Origin of the sequence: Corynebacterium sp. Marseille-P8863 (assembly GCF_946902955.1) — a bacterium.
GTDB lineage: Bacteria > Actinomycetota > Actinomycetes > Mycobacteriales > Mycobacteriaceae > Corynebacterium > Corynebacterium gottingense.
Genome location: NZ_CAMPQC010000003.1, coordinates 270,170 through 289,719 on the forward strand (window position 1 = coordinate 270,170; position 19,550 = coordinate 289,719).

Sequence of the window (19,550 nt, forward strand, 5' to 3'; positions counted from 1 at the left end):
GATTGAACTTCAGGTCGTCTCCTCCGCGAGGATCGTGCCTGAGTTGGGTGCGAAAATGGTCAAGTGCACAGCGATTGCTGAACAACCTGCAGAATTATACTGCTTCAGGGTGCATTTCCCTAATCGCGCATGTTTGCTTTTCGACGCCACAGCACCAGCGCCCCAGCCAACGCTTGCGCCAGGCCGAGCACGAGCCATGCAACGTTGCCCAGCTCAACCGGATAAGCCAAGCTCAATACCGCAAGCATGAGGTGCATGCCGCCGTGCGAGCCTGCGGCCCACCAGAAGCTACCAAAGCGGTAGACCAGCGCCGCACCCAAAATGGACATCCCGAAGGGCATCACCAGGTAGACGAGGTGGTCCAGCGCACTTTGTTGCCCACCGGCAGAAGTCAGGTGAATCAACGTGAAGGCGGCCGTTGTCCACACGATGGTGAGAGTTTCTCGGTGCCGCGTGAGATCGAACAGCCAGCCGCGGTAAAGCAGCTCTTCGGGGATCCCTTGCAGCAGGTATGCGCGCACCAGGATCCACGCCAATACTGCGCCCAGCGGATAGTCGCCAGCGTCGACTGCCTCTGGCACCGCCGGCCCGGGCCCGAGGATCGCCGCGAGCACCGCCCACCCCACGAGCATCGGCACGGACACCACGAGCGTGCCGCCGACAAGGCCCCAGGCCCCGCGCCAGTTGATGCTGGAGCGCTCAACGAAGCGCGCCCACACAACGACGAACGCGACCACCAGGACGGGTGTAAGGCAGAACAGGAGCGTTTCATCTACGTATGGGACGAGCGGGACCCGAGCGAAGTTTGCGCCCATGAGCACACCCGTAGCAATGATGGCGCGGAGCACGAGACCGAGTGCGTTAACAGGAATTCTTGGGTTCATGGTGCACGACTTTATTGAGCACACACTGGCTTAAATAGTGGATGCGGTCACCAAAATCCATGACCCGAGTCATGGGTGTCAGCCGGTACGTTTGGACACCATGAACCGTGTCCACCTCCACCTTTTGGACAGCATTCTGGTGTTCGCCACCATGCTGTACCTCAACTTCGCGTCAGCCGCGCTCGCGCGAGAGGAAGTACTTTTTGCGGTCGCCCTGCTCACCGTCGCGGCGTGGGTGGCGTGGCGCAAGACGGAGCATAAGGCTGCCGCAGTGGTCTTCTCCCTGTGCGCGTTCGCTGTCTTCGCTACGGCGAATAACCCGATCAGCATCCTCGTCCTGTGGTGCGCCGTCGTTGCGTTACATATGAGCCTGGGCAAACGTGCAGCGTACCTCTACGCTGGTGCGATCGTCGTGGCTTCTTTTCTCGCACAGCTGAAGGTCCAGGCCCCGGTGAGCAAGGTCGCGATCGAGACACTCTCCGGCGCTGCCGCAGCCGCAGCGGGACTCAACCTGGCTTCGACGGTCGCTCGGCAGCGCTGGCACGAGGCGCGCCAGCAGGACATGGCGATGGCGAAAGAGCGCGAGAGAATCGCCGCAACGCTTCACGACGCCCTCGGGCACCGCCTCACCACTATCGGGCTTAGCCTCGACTACGCACTCCGCATCCCCGACGCGGAAAAGCGCGATAGTGAGATCGCGAGGGCACGCGCTAGTGTCTCGGAAGCTTTGCACGAGATGCGGGCAACTGTGCGGGCGATGAAGCCTGCCGCACATCCGGACGAAGACATCGAGTCCGCACTTTCCCATTTAGCGGAGTCATTCGCCTCAACTTCGCTGGAGGTGCAATTCACCCACGCCCCGCACACAACGGGCGCAAAGCACTCCACCGAGGAGCGTATGCTCATGCTGCATTTTTGCCAGGAAGCATTGACAAATGTGTTGCGGCATTCGCACGCAACGAAAGCACAGATCCTGCTTGATCATGGCTCACTTGCCGTGGTTGACAACGGGACCGGCATGGCCGGGCCGGAGGCGTTCGGCATCACGTCTCTTCGCGAACGCGCCGCAGGCCTCGGGGGTGAGATCACTACGCTCGCCCACGGCGGCATTGACCGCGGGTTCCGCATCGAATTGCACCTGAAGGAGAAGTCATGACCACACGCGCGCTGCTTATCGACGACCACGAGATGCTCCTGCGCGGCCTCAGGCTCATCTTGGACACCAACGACCGGGTCGAAGTCGCCGCAACAACTACCGACGGAGCAGAAGCGCTCAACCTTGCCCGCCGCTATAACGTCGACGTGGTGGTCACCGATGCTGCAATGCCGGGCACCGACGGGCTCGAGGTCGTTCGCGCCTGCAACCCACACGTCCCTACCCTCGTGCTCACCACGTTTGATGACGCAAACCTGGTCAAGAGCTTGCTCGACGCCGGCGCCTCCGGATACATCCTGAAAGACGTTTCCCCGGAAGAATTGGCAAACGCTATCGTCGCGACCGCCCAAGGTGGACTCGTTCTCGACCCGCGGATCGCCCGCTACGCAGCGGGAAACCCGCAGCTGGCAATCCTAACCCCCACAGAACGCTCCGTCGCCGAAAAAGTCGCACGTGGAATGAGCAACCAGGAAATTGCCGGTGCGCTTTTCCTGGCTGAAGGCACCGTGAAAAACCACGTGTCCGCTCTACTCCGAAAACTCAAAGCACGCGACCGAACGGTGCTCGCCTTGCGTTTAGCCAAAGCATTAGGGCTCTAGGCTCCGCCCCCTGTGTGGCCGGGAAGCGAAATCGCCTGAGATTAGGAAATTTGGCGCTAAACATGTATCGTTGACTCTCGCTGTTGTCGAAGTACACGTATACGCCTACGTCAACCGATTGCACCAGACGCTCTCGCGGACCCTCACTCCGCTTTGCAGTGGCGTCATCCTCACTTGTGATCAGTGCGTGGGCGGCAGAAGAGAAAGAAGTCAACCCATGTCGGCACATTGCCAGGTCACGGGACGCGAGCCAAAGTTTGGCAAGACCGTCTCGCACTCGCACCGCCGCCACTCGCGCCGTTGGAACCCCAACGTGCAGAAGCGCCGGTTCTACCTGCCCTCCGAGGGCCGTACCATTACTCTGAACGTTTCTACCAAGGGTCTGAAGATCATCGACCGTGACGGCATCGAGTCCGTCGTGGCAAAGATCCGCGCACGAGGTGAGAAGATCTAATGGCACGTAACGATATTCGCCCGATCATCAAGCTGAAGAGCACCGCGGGCACTGGTTTTACCTACGTCACCCGCAAGAACAAGCGCAACAACCCGGATCGCATCACGCTGAAGAAGTACGACCCGGTTGTGCGCAAGCACGTCGAATTCCGCGAGGAGCGATAATCAATGGCTAAGAAGTCGAAGATCGCCAAGAACGAGAAGCGCAAGGAGATCGTTGCTCGTTACGCAGAGCGACGCAACGAGCTCAAGGCAATCATCCGCAACCCGGAGACCTCGGACGAGGACCGCCTGGACGCGCAGTTTGAGCTGAACCGCCAGCCCCGCGACGCTTCCCCGTCGCGCGTGCGCAACCGCGACTCTCGCGATGGCCGCCCCCGCGGCTACCTGCGTAAGTTCGGTGTGTCCCGTGTCCGTATGCGCGAGATGGCTCACCGCGGTGAGCTGCCTGGCGTCCGTAAGTCTTCGTGGTAAGGAGGAATTGACCAATGAAGCGCAATAACCAACGCAAGGCGCGCATGGAGCAGTCCCGCCGCCCGAAGAAGAACCCTCTCAAGGCCAAGGGCATTGAGAAGGTCGACTACAAGGATATTGAGACCCTGCGTCTGTTTATCTCTGACCGTCACAAGATCCGTTCCCGCCGCGTCACCGGCTTGACCCCGCAGCAGCAGCGTCAGGTTGCTACCGCCGTCAAGAACGCGCGCGAGATGGCTCTTCTGCCGTTCACCACCCGCTAACCAGCGGTTGACGTCAACAGCGTAGAGTTTTCGACCCAAAGCCTGCCCCGCCCGGATGTGATTCCGGTGCGGGGCAGGCTTTTTCATGCGCTGCCGCTACCTTTCTAACGATTGAAAGGCCGCGGCGTGCAGTAGACTAGGAACGCACACGCGTCGCTGCCTTCCCTGCAGACCGGCGCCGTTTTGAGAGGAGTAGTGGATGAGCGGAAACGTGGGTCGCCCCCGCAAGAACAGCCCCCGTCGTCGCGGCAAGACAGCCCGCGACGAAATCCTCGACGCTTCCTCGGAACTGTTCACCCGCCGCGGCTTCTCCACCACGTCCACGCACCAGATCGCGGAGGCCGTGGGCATCCGCCAGGCGTCGCTGTACTACCACTTCCCCTCCAAGAACGACATCTTCCTCACCCTGCTCAAGGGCACGATCCAGCCGGCGTTGGACCTCGCCTCGGACTTGGCGGAGTCGGACGCGTCGCCGGCGCTGAAGCTGTGGGCGCTGTGCGCCGCCGAGACGCGCATCCTGCTGTCTTCCAATTGGAACATCGGTCGCCTCTACCAGCTGCCGACGCTGGAATCGGAGGAGTTCGAGGAGTACCACGAGGCGCGCGCGAAGCTCGAGGGCATCTACCGCGACCTCGCGGCGCAAATCGTCGGCGATGACGACCCCCGCATCGAGCTTCCGTTCCACATGACGCTCGCCGCGATTGAGATGCGCGACAACACCGGTGTGGCGCCCTACCCGCTTGTCGACGATGCCCTACCCGCCCCCTCAGTCATGATCGCCGATGCCGTGCTCGACGTGCTCCACGCCGAGCTCCCCTCCTGCCGCGGCGAGCGCACCCTGGAGCTGGTGGCGAAGGTGTCGGGGAACCCGGAGTAGCAGCGGGGCTTACGGCTGGCAGCGCGCCGCCGGCAGAAACTCGGTCCCCTCCCCCAACCGCTGCGCCATCGCGTTGAGCATCTGCTGCCCTGTGTCGTACGCGCCGTCTGCGGGAAACGCGGTGAATGCCACGGGCGCGTAGCTCCCGTCCCCGCGCGGCACAAGCCCGAACTGCCGCACCTGATACATGCCGGCTGTGTCCGGGCCCCACCCACCCTTGAACAGGGCCCCAAGCGTCCCCAGGCCGTAGGACTGGCCCGGGTCGACCTGCCCCATGAGCTGGAGCACCTGCCCGGCGCCAGCAATGCACGCGAGCGAGTCGGCGAGCTGCGCTTCATCGCTGACCGAGAGGGCGGTCTGGCCGAACGTGGAGAACTCCGGGCGAGTCTTCGCCGTATTTACGGGCACGGTAAGGCCGGACTCGCTGAGCACCGCATCCACCGCGTCGGCACCTGCGGTGGCGTAGAGCCGTTCCGCAGCGGCGTTGTCCGAGGCGGTGATGGCGGCGGCGACGTCGCCGGAGGCAGCGGGATCGGCGCGGAGCGCGGCGATCGCGATGGGCACCTTGATCGTCGACCACGCCGCGGTCGCCCCCTGCTCCCCTGAGGCCACTACTCCGTTCGGCCCGGAGACGGCGGCGCCGGCGGTTCCCCAGGCGGAGGCGGCCTGCACGGTGGCGTCGAGAAGCGACTGCGCGTCTGGGGTCGCTGCGCTGTGCTCAGTCGTGGACGGGGCAGGTGCGGGCGCGGGCGGAGGCGTGACGAACTCGGTGGACTTCACCACGACTGTCGGTGGTTCCTGCTGCGGCCCAGTCGGCACGGTACAGGACGACAAGACGCAGGCGGACGCGGCGAGCGCAACGCCGAGCCGGAGAGGGGCTACCAAATCCGGACCCTGGCGTTATTGCCGCCGGAGCAGTACACGGTGCTGCCGCCGCTGCACGACATGGTGTAGGTGTATCCCGTCCGCGGGCTGTACGCAGAGATCGTGACGTTCGTGCTGCCCGAACTGTTGTACGCGTCGACGAACTCGCTGTACACGTTCGCGGCAAACGGCCCGGTGGTCACCCCGGTATCGGCCGCGTAATGCGAGTACGTGTGACGCGAGGGCGCCGGTGCTGCCGGGGCGGGCTCCTCGGCCTGCTGCTGGGCGGGCGCCTCCTGCTGGAGCGTCTGGGTCTCCACATCCGTAATGGTCACCGGCTCACTCGAGCCGCTGAACGCCCCGGAACCAAACAGGTACGCAAGCACGCCCACTATCGCGGCGAGCAGGACCCCAATGATGGCGATGAGCCACGGGGTCCAGTTTCGGCGATTCTCCTCGTGGTACGGGTACTGCCCCTGGCCGTACGCCGGACCGTATTGCTGTGGTGGATATTGCTGCGGTGCGTATTGCTGCTGGGGCTGCTGCGGGTACTGGCCCGAGAACTGTACCGTCTCGGTGTCCGCGGCGGCCCACTGCTCCGTGCTGGGGTTCACGTCGCCTTGGCCGTACTTACTGCTCATTGTCGCGCCTTTCCCGAGGCGCGGGGGCGCGCCGAGGGTCATGTATGCAAATTGGGGGTTCTGGGAAATGATAAATCAACATCTGCCAAAATGTTGAAATTCACCGCGCATTTCCCTCACCGCAAGCTGGGTGCGCTACCGGCTCGTCGTCGGGCTGGTCTTGGTCGTCTTCGAGGCTTGTGACTTCTTCGTCTTGCTCGCCGTTGCAGTGCTTGTCGACGCCCCCATGCTCGCCTTCGACGACGCCACAGCCGAGGACTTCTTCGACGTCTTTGAGGCTTTCGGTGTCTTCGACGTCTTCGGCGCCGTCGTGCTCGTCGGCGCGGGAGCCGGCGCCACCCTCGTCGTCGTCACCTCCGTGACCTGCGTCGACGTCACGACCATGGTGCTGGTGACGCTCTCAGGTTGCTTCGCGCCCTGCGCGAGGCCACTCACCGAGGTGTAAAAGAGCGCCCCCATGATGAGCGCGGCCGCCCCGACCAAGCCGCCGACGAGCCAGGTACCGATCCTCCCGCGACGGTCGTCGTCCTGAGTCTCGTCCTGATATTCATCGACCTGCTGCGCGGGAAGGACCTGGGTAGGCGGGTCAACCTCCTGGTCACGCTCGTACTCGCGTTGTCGGTCGACCACGCACTACCGCCTTTCTTATTTCGGCCTGCAGAGTGTGCAGGTTTCACAAGAGGTTAGCAGCGCGCGGTGGGCAGGGTCCCGCGCATCCCGTCAAGGCCGCGTGCGAGTTCGCTGAGCATTTGGGTGCTCTCCGCGTAGCCGCCGTGGCTGAACGCGGTGATCGCCACGGCGACATCGCCGTTCGGGCCCGGGACCAGGCCGAACTGCCGGGCCACGTAGCCGTCCTCGTGCGTGTTCCAGCCGCCCTTGAAGCGGGCACCGCCAATCTGGCCAAGGCCCCAGCGCTGGTCCGGGGTGATCTGCCCCATGAGGTCCAGCACCGGCTCGTGGCCCGCGACGCAGCGCAGCCCGGAGGCAAACTGCGCCTGGCCGGAGGTGTTCCAGAGGGTATCCATCCCGTACGCCGCGGAGGTCGTCGTGGCGGAACCCGCCTGCTGGATCACCTTGACGGACTCGGCGCCAGGGACCTGGTTGTACATGCGGTAGGCGGCGTCGTTGTCGGAGACCGTGATGGCCAGGCGGGCGTCGTTGGCAAAGCCCGGGCTCTGGCGCAGGGCGGCGATGGCCAGCGGCACCTTCATGGTGGAAAACGCCGGGTAAGCGGCGTTGTCTCCGGCGGTGATCTGCGCGCCGTTGCCCGCGACCGAGACGGCGACGCGGCCGTTGTGGTGCCCCTCCACCGCGCGTACCAGCCCGTCAAGGGCCGCCTGGTGGTCAACGGCGGGCTGCGCGGCGGCGCCCGGCGCGTGGGACGGCTGCCCCGCCTGGCCGGGCTGCTTCGGCCGCAGCTGCGGCGGGACCTGTTGCTTGATGTTGTCGGGCAGGCCGTTGTAGGCCTGCACGTACGCATCGCCGATGACGGGGAGATCCTCCACCGCCGGCATCACCGGCAGGGAGATCCCCATGGCCATCAGCGCCGCGGTAATTTGCTTCGCCCACGGCTGCGAAGAAAGTTGCGAGGACACGAATCTGCGCTCCCTACGTCACGTTACTGCCGTTTATTTACGGCTGACCTTAAAAGTATACGTAGGATACCATTCTGTGCCCCGCAAATTAGTGAGCGAAGTGGCGAGTCCCCGTCAGGTACATCGTCACACCGGCCTCCTTGGCGGCGGCGATGACTTCCTCATCGCGGATGGAGCCACCCGGCTGCACCACAGCCTTCACGCCCGAGTCGGCGAGCAGCTGGAAACCGTCGGCGAAGGGGAAGAACGCGTCGGAGGCTGCCACGGCCCCGTTGGTGCGGTTCTTGCCCTCGTCCAGGGTGTTGGCGCGGTCGACGGCGAGCTTCGCCGAGTCGACGCGGTTGACCTGGCCCATGCCAATGCCTACCGACGCCCCCTGGGCCGCAATCAAGATCGCATTGGACTTCACGCAACGCACACTGCGCCAGGCAAACTCCAGGTCGGTCAGGGTCTGCTCGTCGGCGGCCTCGCCGGCGACCAGCTTCCAGTTCGAGGCGGCGTCCCCCTCAGCCTGGTAGGCGTCGCGGTCCTGCACCAGCCAGCCGCCGGAGATCTGCTTCCGCTCCTCGCCGGGCTGCTTCGGCTCGACCTGCAGGATGCGCAGGTTCTTCTTCTCCTGAAGCACCTCGATCGCCCCGTCCTCGTAGGACGGAGCCAGGATGACCTCGGTGAAGATCGGCTTGACCTGCTCCGCCATCTCGACGGTGACCTCGCGGTTCGCGGCGACGACGCCGCCGTACGCGGAGACCGGGTCGCAGGCGTGGGCCTTCGCGTGCGCGTCGGCAATAGAATCGTCCGACACCGCGACACCGCACGGGTTTGCGTGCTTAATGATGGCCACGCAGGGGCGCTCGTGGTCCCAGGCCGCGCGCCACGCGGCGTCGGCGTCCTGGTAGTTGTTGTAGCTCATCTCCTTACCACCGAACTGGGTGGCGTTGGCGATGCCCCAGCCCTCGTTGACCAGGCGGGCTGCCTGGTGCGGGTTCTCGCCGTAGCGCAGTGCGTCGCCCTCGGCAGCCCCCTCGGCGCCGAGCTGTTCGGCGAACCAGGAGGAAACGGCGGCGTCGTACTGCGCCGTGTGCGTGAACGCCTCGAGCGCGAGGCGCTTGCGGTCCTCCAACTCGAAGCCGTCGCCCTTCACAGCATCAATGACGTCCGCGTAGCGGGACGGGTTGGTCACGACGGCGACGGACGGGTGGTTCTTCGCGGCGGCGCGCACCATGGAGGGGCCGCCGATGTCGATCTGCTCCACGCAAGCGTCGAAATCCGCCCCGGAGGCGACGGTCTCCTCGAACGGGTACAGGTTCACCACGACGAGCTGGAACGGCTCGATGCCCAGCTCCTTGAGCTGCTCGGCGTGGGCGTCCTTGCGCAGGTCCGCCAGGATGCCGGAGTGCACGCGCGGGTGCAGGGTCTTGACGCGCCCCTCGAGCACCTCGGGGAACCCGGTGAGCTCGGCGACCTCGGTGACGTGCACGCCGGCGTCGGCAATGCGCTTGGCGGTCGAGCCGGTGGAGACGATCTCTACGCCGGCCTCGCCGAGCGCGCGGGCGAGATCCTCCACGCCAGTCTTGTCGTACACGCTGATCAGCGCGCGCTTAATCTGAATTCCCATTGAACAGTACCTTCCCGTCGGAGATGGTGGCGCCGCGCAGCAGACCCACAATCTGCTCGCGCTCCGCCTGCTTGATTCGTTCGTGCAGAGTGGACTTCGTGTCGCCCTCCTGGATGCGCACCGCGCGCTGAGCGATGATCTCGCCGGTATCCATCCCAGCATCCACGTAGTGGACGGTGCAGCCGGTCACCTTCACGCCGTACTCCAGCGCGTCCTCGACGGCGTGCGCGCCCGGAAACGCGGGGAGCAAGGAGGGGTGAGTGTTAATTGTGCGCCCTTCAAACTCATCCAGGAACGCGCTGCCCAAGATACGCATAAAGCCCGCGGAAACGACCACGTCAGGCTGTGCCTTGGCCACGGTCGCCGCGAGCTCTCTATCCCAGGCAGCGCGATCATCGCCGACTGGCACGACCGCGGTGCGCACACCGGCGTTCTTCGCACGCTCGATGCCGGGACATACTTGGTCCGCGACGACAAGATCGACGCGGTACGGGCTCTGGATGTCGTCCAAAATCGCCTTGAGCAGGCTGCCTGTGCCGGAAACCAGCACAGCAACGGACAATGATTGGCTACTCACGGGCCATAGCTTAGTCATCCTGCTTCGCACTGCGGAATACGGCAACCGCCCACACCAGCAGGCTCAGCACCGCGAGCCACCCGAGCAGGAGGACTCCCAGCTTCCACGCGGTGGGGCCGACGGTCCCGTAGGCGCCGGCCTCGCCGGAGGTGAGCACGCCGAGGACCAGACCGATCACGCCGCCCCAGACGCCCGTTGCGCCAGCCTGTGCCAGCGTCGGCCGGACTTTCCAGAGCGACGCCAGGATCACGCCGGCCGGGATCAGCATGCACACCGGCGCCCACGCAGGCACACTCTCCGGCACCGCGGCCAGCAGCGGCAGCGGCGGCAGCGCGACGTTGCCGGAGGCGAACAGCGAGGTGGACACCCCGGCGTAGTCGAAGGACCCGCCGAGCAGGACCGCCATCGACGTCACCGCAGCGTTGGGCAGGTAGAGCAGGCACAGCAGCGTCAGCCACAGCCCACCCGCGGCCCCGAGGTTGGGGTAGGCGGCGACCAGGTCGCCGACCCGCTGGTAGTGCAGCGCCAGCACGACCAAGGCAACGACGCCGCCGGCGAGTGCGAGGTTCCGGATGGCGTTGAGGGCGGTGAGCGCGGCGTCGATAAGCACTTCCGGCACCCCGCCTCGCTTGGCCAGCGCGCGCCACAGGACGGTCCGAAGGCCGAAGCAGAAGCCAATGAAGTGCAGCGCTGGCGGCAGGAACAGCGCCAACGCGGCGGGCGGGGCGCTGACCGGGTAGACCGCCGAGGCGTCCGACACCATGAACAGGGCGATGCCGGACAGCGTGAGCGGGATGAGGAGAGTGAGTACGAGCAGCACCCCCAGGTCGAGGATGCTCACCCGGTGGGCGGTCGCGGCGCGGACGCGAGCAGCCACGATGGCGATCGCGCCGAGCGCAGGCAGCAGCGGGACCGCACCGAGGGTCACGCCGTCGAACTCGAACGGGACGCCGTGGCCGACCAGCCACGTCTCGCCGATGGCCATCGGGAGGTACGAGAGTGGCCAACCACCGATCAGCAGCACCGCGAAGCACAGTGCGATCGCGCCGAGCCCGAGTACCGCGTTGGGGACCAGCACGAAGCCAAGGTAGTGGCGGATGCGCTCGCTCCACGTCTGCGGGACCGCATCCGCCTTGTCGGTGCGGCCTCGCAGCTGCTGCGTGCGACGAGTCCGGTTGCCTTGTCGCAGCCGTTTGCGCTTCTCGACGCCTCCACGCGGCCGGCGAGCCTGCCCGCGCCCGCCAGCATCACTGCGCTCACTCGGCTCACTCGTCGCACTTGCTTCACTGTATTCTCGCTGTTCACGCAAGGTAACGCGCGGGCGGCTCCGCTGCGGCCTCGAGGAGGGCCCTGTTTGGGGGCTTGAATTGGTGCTCATCGTCGTTAACTTTGCCACTGAATTGCCGCTGCCCGATGTCCAACACTCCCCCGCGTACCCACGCAGCGGCGGTAAAATACCCGGACGACTCCCAACAAAATGCAACGTCCTGGGCCCGCCCGGGCATGAGGCGCTACACGCTCGCGTGCGAGCGCATTTATGCAACGAATCAACAACCTGAAAACGATTAAGAAAATTTTAGAATCCAGCTTGCCATGCCGAGACCAATTCGTTACAGTGACCTCTCGTAGATAACAGGAAGGTTACGATCCGCTACCGGGAAGGTTGCGGAACGCAGACCAACGGAACGCTTCAAAGAGGGCACATGTACAACGCATCGAAGCAGGGCGGCAAGCACCGCAAGCAGACCCCGAACAAGGGTCGCGTCGCCATGGTCGCCGTCACCACCGGCGCAGTCTCCACCGCCGGCCTCTCCGGCGCCGCCGCCGCAACCCTGGCTGCAGACGGTCCGCAGACCTCCAACGTTGACATCGAGCTGGCTGCGGATACCAACCAGCTTGTTGATCACGCCGTCGCCACCGCCGACGCCCTCGCCTCCTCCCCGCAGGTGCTGGCCATCTCCGAGTACAAGCCGGTCACCAACCTGACCGACCAGCTGGACAAGGCCGTTGCACACTCCGACGAAGTAGCAAAGGCCGACGAGGCCGCCCGCGCACCGCAGACCGTCAAGCCAGCAGAGGGCGCATTCACCTCCCCGTTCAGCCCGCGTTGGGGCTCCTTCCACTACGGCGTGGACATCGCAAACTCCCCGGGCACCCCGATCCTCGCCGTCATGGACGGCACCGTGATCGACTCCGGCCCGGCCCAGGGCTACGGCAACTGGATCCGCCTGCGCCACGACGACGGCTCCGTCTCCGTCTACGGCCACATGCAGACGCTCAACGTGGCAGTCGGCGAGCGCGTCCACGCCGGCCAGAACATCGCCGGCATGGGCAGCATGGGCTTCTCCACCGGCTCGCACCTGCACTTTGAGATCCACCCGGACGGCACCACGCCCGTCGACCCGGCCGCTTGGCTGGCAGAGCGCGGCATCTCGCTCTAAGACCTTCCTTCCCCTCTTGACGCCCCGGTTTTCCCGGGGCGTTTTGCGTTGCTGCGGCGTTCGCTGGGATCACGGGCCCGGCTCGGTGTGCCGTTGGGGTGCGCTTTGGCCTGTTTGACGAGAACGCGATGACGAAGACGCGGAATTTCGTCGCACCCTCGTCATCCAGTCTTCGTCATGCAGGACGGGCCGTTTGGGGCGCGCCTTTTCCACCCCAGGCCAGGTCGGGCGTGGAGCATCCGCCCAGCTTCCAACCAAACCGACCCCCCATCCCCGGACTCCCCCTCAACTCGCGTCACTTTTGCAACAATTTTCACTCCAGTAACACCCGTGTTGACCTGCGCGGATGGCGAAAAATAACACAACCTTTCGACAAAAATGCACGTCAGAGCGTTGCTCACGGGGTGCCGGCGCGCTAAGTTTTAACGCGGTATACGCTCCCCTCAATGTAAAGGTTTGTCGCACATGCAACGTCGCCTGCTTGCCGCAGTCGCTGCCACGGCGCTTTCGCTCACCCTGCTGCCCGCCCCGGCATTCGCCGGCCCGGCCATCCAGATCAACGGCGCCCCGGTAGAAAACCAACAGGATGCGGTCAAGCACCTGGCCAAGGCCGCGGACACCATTTTGGAGTCCGGCGCCACCCTCACCGTCGGTGACTACAGCATTGTCTACGACCCACGCGCGCTCGGCCAAGAGATCAGCAGCCAGTTCACCCCCGACAACGGCGCAGGCGGAGTCACCATGCAGCGCGGCCGCACCGCGGACGGCCGCACCGTGGTCACGCCGGCCACCGGTACGTTCACCTCCGGCTTCGGCATGCGCTGGGGCACCATGCACCGCGGCATCGACATTGCCAACAGCCTGGGCAGCCCGATCTACGCCGTGATGGACGGCACCGTGATCAACGCCGGACCTGCGCAGGGCTTTGGCAACTGGGTCGTCATCCAGCACGACGGCGGCGAGGTGTCCGTGTACGGCCACATGTCGCAGTACAACGTGTCCGTTGGCCAGCGCGTCAAGGCTGGCGAGCAGATCGCTCAGATCGGCTCTGAGGGCCAGTCCACCGGCCCCCACCTCCACTTTGAGATCAAGCCCGACGGCGTGAACCAGGTCGACCCCGTCCCCTGGTTCGCCCAGCAGGGCATCCGGATCTCCTAAATCTTCTCCATCGGCAGCCCGCCGATGAGCATGAGCCGGACGGTGCCGGAGGAGCCGAAGTCCACCGTCACGGTCTCACGCACTCCCGCGCCGTCCACGGACTGGACGGTGCCGAGCCCGTACTTGGCGTGGTTGACCCGGTCGCCCGGCGCCAGGTTGAGGTTCTTGTGCACCTTCACCCCGCTGGAACCGGCCCCGCGACCCGAGCGCCGGCCCGAACCCGAGCGCCGGCCACCGCCGAGGGGCGCGGGCGAGCCCCAGGCGCCGGACGCGCCGGTTCCGCTCGGCTCAGTCCTGCGCCAGTCGATGAGGTCCTCCGGGACTTCCGCGAGGAAGCGGCTGGCGGGATTGGTCACCGGGTTCCCCCACGAGGAGCGCAGCATCGCGCGCGTGAGGTACAGCCGCTGCTTGGCGCGGGTGATGCCCACGTACGCCAGGCGGCGCTCCTCGGCCAGTTCGTCCGGGTCCCCCAGCGCGCGCAGGTGCGGGAACTGCCCGTCCTCCCAGCCGGTGACAAAGACGGTGGGAAACTCCAGGCCCTTCGCGGTGTGCAGTGTCATCATGGTGACCACGCCCTGCTCGTTGTCCGGCAGCTGGTCCGCGTCCGCCACAAGAGAAACCTTTTCCAGGAACGCCTGCAGCGATCCCGGCGCGGGCTCGCCCTCCACCATCACGGCGTCGAGCTCCTCGTCCGACATGTACGCGACCTGGTTGGCCGCCTCGGAGGAGAACTCGCGCGCGACGGAGACGAGCTCGTTGAGGTTGTCCAGGCGAGTCGCGTCCTGGGGGTCGTTCGACGCCTCCAGCTCCGCCTTGTACCCGGTCGCGTCCAAGATGCGGGAGACGAGCTGGCCCAGGTCCGGCATGCCCGTGACCTCGTTGCGCAGCTCCGGCATCTCCTTGCGCAGTCCGTCCATAAGCTCTACGAACCCGCTGATCGCGTTCTTGGCGCGAGCTTTGATCATGTCGACGTTCCCCGACGCGGCGTCGATAAGCGCCTGCCCGAAGCTCACCCCCTGGTTCTCCGCGTGGAGTGCCACCATGGCCTGGGCCTTGTCGCCGATCGCGCGCTTGGGCACGTTGACGATGCGGCGCAGGCTGACCGTGTCATCGGGGTTGTCCAGAACTTTCATGTAGGCGACGATGTCGCGGATCTCGCGGCGCTCGTAGAAGCGCGTGCCGCCGACCACCTTGTACGGGATGCCGGAGCGGATGAAGATGTCCTCGAGCGCGCGCGAGGCGTTGTTGGTGCGGTACATGACCGCCATGTCGGAGTACGGGACGCCGGAGTCTGACAGCTGGTCGATCTCCGAGGCGATAAAGCGGGCCTCGTCGTGCTCGTTGTCCGCGACGTAGCCGACGATCTTCTCGCCCGCGCCGTGGTCGGTCCACAGCTTCTTCGGCCGGCGCCCCTCGTTCTGCGCGATCACCGAGTTGGCCGCGTTCAAAATGTTCTGGGTGGAGCGGTAGTTCTGCTCCAACAGGATGGTGCGCGCGTTGGGGTAGTCGCGCTCGAACTCCTCGATGTTGCGGATCGTGGCACCGCGGAACGCGTAGATCGACTGGTCCGAGTCGCCCACCACCGCGAGCTCCGGGGCGTCCGCACCCGTGCCGACGAGCGTGTGGATGAGCTCGTACTGCGCGTGGTTCGTGTCCTGGTACTCGTCCACCAGCACGTGGCGGAAGCGGCGGCGGTAGTACTCCGTGACCTGCGGGTGCTCCTTGAGAATGCGCACGACCTCCCCCACCAGGTCGTCAAAGTCCAGGGCGTTGGACTGGCGCAGGCGGCGCTGGTACTCCGCAAAGACCTTGGCCACGGTGGTCTCGGACGGGTTGTGGGTGCGCTCCGCGTCCGCTAACGCGGTGTCCGGGTCCACGAGCTCGTTCTTGAGATTGGAGATGCCGTTGGCCAGGGTGCGCGCGGAGAACTTCTTCAGGTCCAGGTTGAAGTCCTTGGCAATCATGGACAGCAAGCGGCGGGAATCATCCGAGTCGTAGATGGTGAAGTTGGTGTTCAGCCCCGGCACGAGCTGCGCCTGCTGGCGCAGGATGCGCACGCAGACCGAGTGGAACGTGGCCACCCACATGCGCTCCGACTCCGGGCCGACCAACTGGGCGACGCGCTCCTTCATTTCCGCGGCCGCCTTATTAGTAAAGGTGATGGCGAGCACCTGCCACGGCGCGACCCCGCGCTGCTGCAACAGGTAAGCAATGCGGCGGGTCAGCACGGCGGTCTTGCCGGAGCCTGCGCCGGCGACGATGAGCAGCGGCGAGCCCTCGTGCTGCACAGCCGCCTGCTGTTGCGGATTGAGTCCCAGGGTCAGATCAGTCATGCGGTTCAGAGTACCCACCGCCCCAACATCGCCCCGAGCCCGTTCGAACACCCTGGATAAAACGGTCCATATCCGCAGGTGCCGTGGCATAATGTCCTGCCATGAGCGATTTTGACATCCGCATGCCCTCTGGCACCGATGACCCGCTGTCGGACGCGGAGATTCAGCAGTACCGCAAGGAGATTGACCGGCTGGACCGGGTGATCCTGGACGCGGTGAAGCGCCGCTCCGAGGTCTCCCGCGCCATCGGCAAGACGCGGATGGGATCCGGCGGCACGAAGCTCGTGCACACCCGCGAGGTGGCAATCATTAACCAGTTCCGCGACGAGCTGGGCGAGGAAGGCCCAACCCTGGCCAACATCCTGCTGCGCCTGGGCCGCGGGAAGCTGGGCTAGGCACTCGCACCGCACTTTTGGCTACCGTGGGGTGAGAACGATTCGCACTTCCTTGGGAGGAATAATGACCGACATCACGTCCACGTCTGCCTGGAAAAACCTGGAAAAGCTGCACGCCGAGAAGTCGCAGACCACGCTGCGCGATCTCTTCGCCGCGGACAGCAACCGCGCGACAAACCTCACCTTCGAGGCGGCAGGCCTGCACGTGGACATGTCGAAGCAGCTTATCGACGCCTCCGTGCTCGACGCCCTGACCGCCCTCGCAGAGGAAGCGGGCCTGCAGGACAAGATCGGCCAGATGTTTGACGGCGCCCACATCAACAACACCGAGGATCGCGCAGTGCTCCACACCGCGCTGCGCCTGCCGGCCGAGGCGGACCTGGAGGTCGACGGCCAGGACGTCGCCGCCGACGTCCACGAGGTCCTCGGCCGCATGCGCGACTTCGCCTCCGCCCTGCGCTCCGGCGAGTGGCTCGGCCACACCGGCCACACCATCAAGAAGGTCGTGAACATTGGCATCGGCGGCTCGGACCTGGGTCCCGCGATGGCGACCAAGGCGCTGCGCGCCTACGCCACCGCAGGTATCACCGCGGAGTTCGTGTCCAACGTCGACCCGGCAGACATGGCCGCGGTGCTGGACCGCTGCAACGCGGAGGAGACCCTATTCATCATCGCCTCCAAGACGTTCACCACGCAGGAGACGCTGACCAACGCGCACGCGGCGAAGCGCTGGCTGCTCGAGCAGTTCGACGGCGACGAGTCCGCGATTGCCAAGCACTTCGTCGCCGTATCCACGAACAAGGAGAAGGTCGCCGAATTTGGCATCGACACGACCAACATGTTCGGCTTCTGGGACTGGGTTGGCGGCCGCTACTCGGTCGACTCCGCAATCGGCCTGAGCCTCATGGCCGTGATCGGCCCGATGGACTTCATGCGCCTGCTCGAGGGCTTCCACGCCATGGACGAGCACTTCCGCACCACCGAGCTGTCCAAGAACGTCCCGGCGCTGATGGGCCTGCTCAACGTCTGGTACCGCAACTTCTACGACGTCCAGACTCACGCCGTGCTCCCCTACTCCGAGGACCTCTCCCGCTTCCCGGCGTACCTGCAGCAGCTGACCATGGAGTCCAACGGCAAGTCGGTCCGCCACGACGGCTCCCCGGTCACCTACGACACCGGCGAGATCTTCTGGGGCGAGCCGGGCACCAACGGCCAGCACGCCTTCTTCCAGCTCCTGCACCAGGGCACCACGATGGTGCCCGCGGACTTCATCGGTTTTGCCACGCCGAAGGAGGACTTCCCCACCGCCGACGGCACCGGCTCCATGCACGACCTGCTGATGGGCAACTTCTTCGCCCAAACCAAGGTGCTCGCGTTTGGCAAGGACCAGCAGACCATCGAGGCGGAGGGCGTGAGCAACGAGCTGGCCCCGCACAAGGTCATGCCGGGCAACCGCCCCACCACCACGATCCTGGCCGAGGAACTCAGCCCGTTTACCCTGGGCGCGCTCATCGCGCTCTACGAGCACATCGTGTTCACCGAGGGCGTCATCTGGGACATCAACTCCTTCGACCAGTGGGGCGTTGAGCTGGGCAAGCAGCAGGCCAACGACCTCGCAGCCGCCGTCGCGGGCAAGGAGGCACCGAACACCGGCGATGCCTCCACCGATGCACTGATTTCCTGGTACCGCAGCAAGAAGTAGGCACCCATGGGCGAGCAAATCTCCGCAGATTCCTACACCCCGCGCCAGCGCTCTGTGTACCGGAGGCGCCTGGAGGACGAGCTCGAGCTCTTCGACCGCCACCTGCAGGAGGCGGAGTTTGTCAGCCACGGCACGATCGGGCTGGAGCTGGAGCTCAACCTGGTGGACGCGGAGATGCGCCCGCACGCCAACAACCAGGCCGTGCTCGAGCGCCTCGGCGACGAGTTCCAGTCTGAAATCGGCGCCTACAACGTCGAGCTCAACCACCCGCCGCTGTCCATTGCGGGCGACGGCCTGACCACGCTCGAGGAGGGGCTCAGCCGGCGCCTCAAAGAGGTGTCCGAGGCCGCGGAGGCCGCCGGCTCCACCGTCGCGATGATCGGCACCCTGCCCACCATGACCTCGAAGTTCCTCAAAAACCCGGCGTGGATGACGCCGGAGAACCGCTACGCGGGGCTGAACAACTCCATCATGGATACCCGCGGTGAGCTCGTCCACCTCAACCTGTGGCGCGAGGAGCGCTACCGCCACAACTTCGAGGACATCGCCACCGAATCCACCTGCACGTCCATCCAGTTGCACCTGCAGGTTTCCCCCGCGCGCTTTGCCAACGCGTGGAACGCGTCCCAGGCGATCGCGGGCGTGCAGGCCGCGCTATCCGCGAACTCCCCGCTCTTTATGGGGCACCGGGTCTGGCACGAATCGCGCATCCCCGTGTTCCAGCAGTCCATCGATACGCGCACCCAGGAGCTGATTAACCAGGGCGTGCGCCCGCGTGTCTGGTTCGGCGAGCGCTGGATCACCAGCGTCTTCGACCTCTTCGAGGAGAACGTCCGGTACTTCTCCCCGCTGCTCCCGGAGGGCCGCATGCAGGCCGGCGCCCCGTTCATGAGGGGCGACAGCCCCGGGCTGCACTACCTCAACCTGCACAACGGCACGATCTGGCGCTGGAACCGCGCCATCTACGACCCGAACACGGAGCTCTCCCACATCCGCGTGGAAAACCGCCTCCTGCCCGCAGGCCCCACTGTCAAGGACATCATCGCGGACGCCGCCTTCTACTACGGCATGGTCAAGGCGCTCAGCGAGCAGACCCGCCCCGTCTGGTCGCGCCTCAGCTTCGAGGACGCCGAGCGCAACTTCCACGAGGGCGCGCGCCACGGGCTCACCGCGCAGATGACCTGGCCGACGCTGGGCAGTATTGACGTCACGGAGCTCGTCGCAAAGCACCTGCTGCCCCTCGCCCACGAGGGTTTGGAGCTTCTCGACGTCGCACCCCACCTCGCCGACGAATACCTCGGCATCATCGAGGGCCGAGCCCGCACGCGCCAAAACGGGGCGATGTGGCAGCTCAACGCGCTCAACTCCATCGCCCCGCAGTCGCGGCCGGCCACCAAGGAGCGCGGCGACGCGCTCGCCCGCGTGCTCAGGCAATACGTAGCAAACCAGCAGTCCGGCGCGCCTGTGCACACTTGGTCCTTGGAGGTCTCGTAGGGCACAATAAGCGTTTAGCTTCGGCCCAA

At 65.5% G+C, this 19,550-nt stretch carries 21 protein-coding genes; 12 read left to right on the forward strand and 9 right to left on the reverse strand.

The genetic code is table 11. The features are described from left to right. Positions 1-119: 119 nt before the first annotated feature. Positions 120-884 (reverse strand): CPBP family intramembrane glutamic endopeptidase, encoded by a 765-nt coding sequence (locus OVO38_RS03600; RefSeq protein WP_095535749.1) that lies wholly within the window; start codon positions 882-884, stop codon positions 120-122. Positions 885-921: 37 nt separating this feature from the next. On the opposite strand from OVO38_RS03600, the gene OVO38_RS03605 reads away from it, so the two are divergent. From OVO38_RS03605 to OVO38_RS03635, 7 genes are all read left to right on the forward strand, one after another. Continuing rightward, positions 922-2,040 (forward strand): sensor histidine kinase, encoded by a 1,119-nt coding sequence (locus OVO38_RS03605; RefSeq protein ID WP_095545983.1) that lies wholly within the window; start codon positions 922-924, stop codon positions 2,038-2,040. After that, positions 2,037-2,639, forward strand: a complete 603-nt coding sequence (locus OVO38_RS03610; RefSeq protein WP_095545984.1) for a response regulator — start codon at positions 2,037-2,039, stop codon at positions 2,637-2,639. The genes OVO38_RS03605 and OVO38_RS03610 overlap by 4 nt, the downstream gene beginning before the upstream one ends. 217 nt (positions 2,640-2,856) lie before the next feature. Further along, the gene (rpmB, locus tag OVO38_RS03615) at positions 2,857-3,093 is read left to right on the forward strand and encodes a 50S ribosomal protein L28 (protein WP_095277046.1); all 237 of its coding nucleotides are present in this window, start codon (positions 2,857-2,859) and stop codon (positions 3,091-3,093) included. Beyond that, the gene (gene rpmG / locus OVO38_RS03620; RefSeq protein WP_006841072.1) at positions 3,093-3,257 is read left to right on the forward strand and encodes a 50S ribosomal protein L33; all 165 of its coding nucleotides are present in this window, start codon (positions 3,093-3,095) and stop codon (positions 3,255-3,257) included. The genes rpmB and rpmG overlap by 1 nt, the downstream gene beginning before the upstream one ends. Positions 3,258-3,260: 3 nt before the next feature. Beyond that, positions 3,261-3,566, forward strand: a complete 306-nt coding sequence (gene rpsN / locus OVO38_RS03625) for a 30S ribosomal protein S14 (RefSeq protein ID WP_095277048.1) — start codon at positions 3,261-3,263, stop codon at positions 3,564-3,566. Between the two features lie 14 nt (positions 3,567-3,580). Next, positions 3,581-3,829 carry a 30S ribosomal protein S18 gene (gene rpsR, locus OVO38_RS03630; protein WP_095277051.1) on the forward strand — a complete coding sequence of 83 codons (249 nt, stop codon included), beginning with the start codon at positions 3,581-3,583 and terminating at the stop codon, positions 3,827-3,829. Positions 3,830-4,028: 199 nt separating this feature from the next. Continuing rightward, the gene (locus tag OVO38_RS03635; RefSeq protein ID WP_095277054.1) at positions 4,029-4,706 is read left to right on the forward strand and encodes a TetR/AcrR family transcriptional regulator; all 678 of its coding nucleotides are present in this window, start codon (positions 4,029-4,031) and stop codon (positions 4,704-4,706) included. A 9-nt stretch (positions 4,707-4,715) separates the two neighbouring features. Here OVO38_RS03635 and OVO38_RS03640 read toward each other — a convergent pair whose 3' ends face one another. From OVO38_RS03640 to OVO38_RS03670, 7 genes are all read right to left on the reverse strand, one after another. Further along, on the reverse strand, positions 4,716-5,591 hold the full coding sequence (locus tag OVO38_RS03640; protein WP_267207774.1) for a hypothetical protein: 876 nt from the start codon (positions 5,589-5,591) through the stop codon (positions 4,716-4,718). Beyond that, entirely contained in the window at positions 5,585-6,211 is a 627-nt protein-coding gene (locus tag OVO38_RS03645; protein WP_095537736.1) for a hypothetical protein, read from the reverse strand. The genes OVO38_RS03640 and OVO38_RS03645 overlap by 7 nt, the downstream gene beginning before the upstream one ends. Before the next feature lie 135 nt (positions 6,212-6,346). Next, entirely contained in the window at positions 6,347-6,841 is a 495-nt protein-coding gene (locus OVO38_RS03650; protein WP_143340122.1) for a hypothetical protein, read from the reverse strand. 53 nt (positions 6,842-6,894) lie between these two features. Next, positions 6,895-7,806: a hypothetical protein gene (locus OVO38_RS03655; RefSeq protein WP_095545987.1), complete on the reverse strand. Its 912-nt coding sequence runs from the start codon at positions 7,804-7,806 to the stop codon at positions 6,895-6,897. A gap of 88 nt (positions 7,807-7,894) precedes the next feature. Further along, complete coding sequence (gene purH, locus OVO38_RS03660) at positions 7,895-9,421, reverse strand: bifunctional phosphoribosylaminoimidazolecarboxamide formyltransferase/IMP cyclohydrolase (RefSeq protein WP_095545988.1); 1,527 nt, start codon at positions 9,419-9,421, stop codon at positions 7,895-7,897. Next, positions 9,405-10,016 (reverse strand): phosphoribosylglycinamide formyltransferase, encoded by a 612-nt coding sequence (purN, locus tag OVO38_RS03665; RefSeq protein ID WP_095535756.1) that lies wholly within the window; start codon positions 10,014-10,016, stop codon positions 9,405-9,407. The genes purH and purN overlap by 17 nt, the downstream gene beginning before the upstream one ends. Continuing rightward, the gene (locus OVO38_RS03670; protein WP_143340123.1) at positions 10,009-11,307 is read right to left on the reverse strand and encodes a DUF6350 family protein; all 1,299 of its coding nucleotides are present in this window, start codon (positions 11,305-11,307) and stop codon (positions 10,009-10,011) included. The genes purN and OVO38_RS03670 overlap by 8 nt, the downstream gene beginning before the upstream one ends. A 394-nt stretch (positions 11,308-11,701) precedes the next feature. Here OVO38_RS03670 and OVO38_RS03675 point away from each other — a divergent pair, with 394 nt between their 5' ends. Together OVO38_RS03675 and OVO38_RS03680 are read left to right on the forward strand one after the other, a co-directional pair. Beyond that, positions 11,702-12,439: a M23 family metallopeptidase gene (locus OVO38_RS03675; protein ID WP_095553236.1), complete on the forward strand. Its 738-nt coding sequence runs from the start codon at positions 11,702-11,704 to the stop codon at positions 12,437-12,439. 465 nt (positions 12,440-12,904) lie between these two features. After that, the gene (locus OVO38_RS03680) at positions 12,905-13,597 is read left to right on the forward strand and encodes a M23 family metallopeptidase (protein ID WP_095277078.1); all 693 of its coding nucleotides are present in this window, start codon (positions 12,905-12,907) and stop codon (positions 13,595-13,597) included. Here OVO38_RS03680 and pcrA read toward each other — a convergent pair. After that, the gene (gene pcrA / locus OVO38_RS03685; RefSeq protein ID WP_095553237.1) at positions 13,594-15,930 is read right to left on the reverse strand and encodes a DNA helicase PcrA; all 2,337 of its coding nucleotides are present in this window, start codon (positions 15,928-15,930) and stop codon (positions 13,594-13,596) included. The two genes, OVO38_RS03680 and pcrA, sit on opposite strands and share 4 nt — an antisense overlap. 101 nt (positions 15,931-16,031) lie before the next feature. On the opposite strand from pcrA, the gene OVO38_RS03690 reads away from it, so the two are divergent. From OVO38_RS03690 to OVO38_RS03700, 3 genes are all read left to right on the forward strand, one after another. Then, positions 16,032-16,325 carry a chorismate mutase gene (locus OVO38_RS03690; protein WP_095277083.1) on the forward strand — a complete coding sequence of 98 codons (294 nt, stop codon included), beginning with the start codon at positions 16,032-16,034 and terminating at the stop codon, positions 16,323-16,325. 64 nt (positions 16,326-16,389) lie between these two features. Next, complete coding sequence (gene pgi / locus OVO38_RS03695) at positions 16,390-18,027, forward strand: glucose-6-phosphate isomerase (protein ID WP_239214422.1); 1,638 nt, start codon at positions 16,390-16,392, stop codon at positions 18,025-18,027. A 6-nt stretch (positions 18,028-18,033) separates the two neighbouring features. Beyond that, positions 18,034-19,521, forward strand: coding sequence for a glutamate-cysteine ligase family protein (locus OVO38_RS03700; protein WP_095553239.1), 1,488 nt, complete (start codon positions 18,034-18,036; stop codon positions 19,519-19,521). Positions 19,522-19,550: the final 29 nt, after the last annotated feature.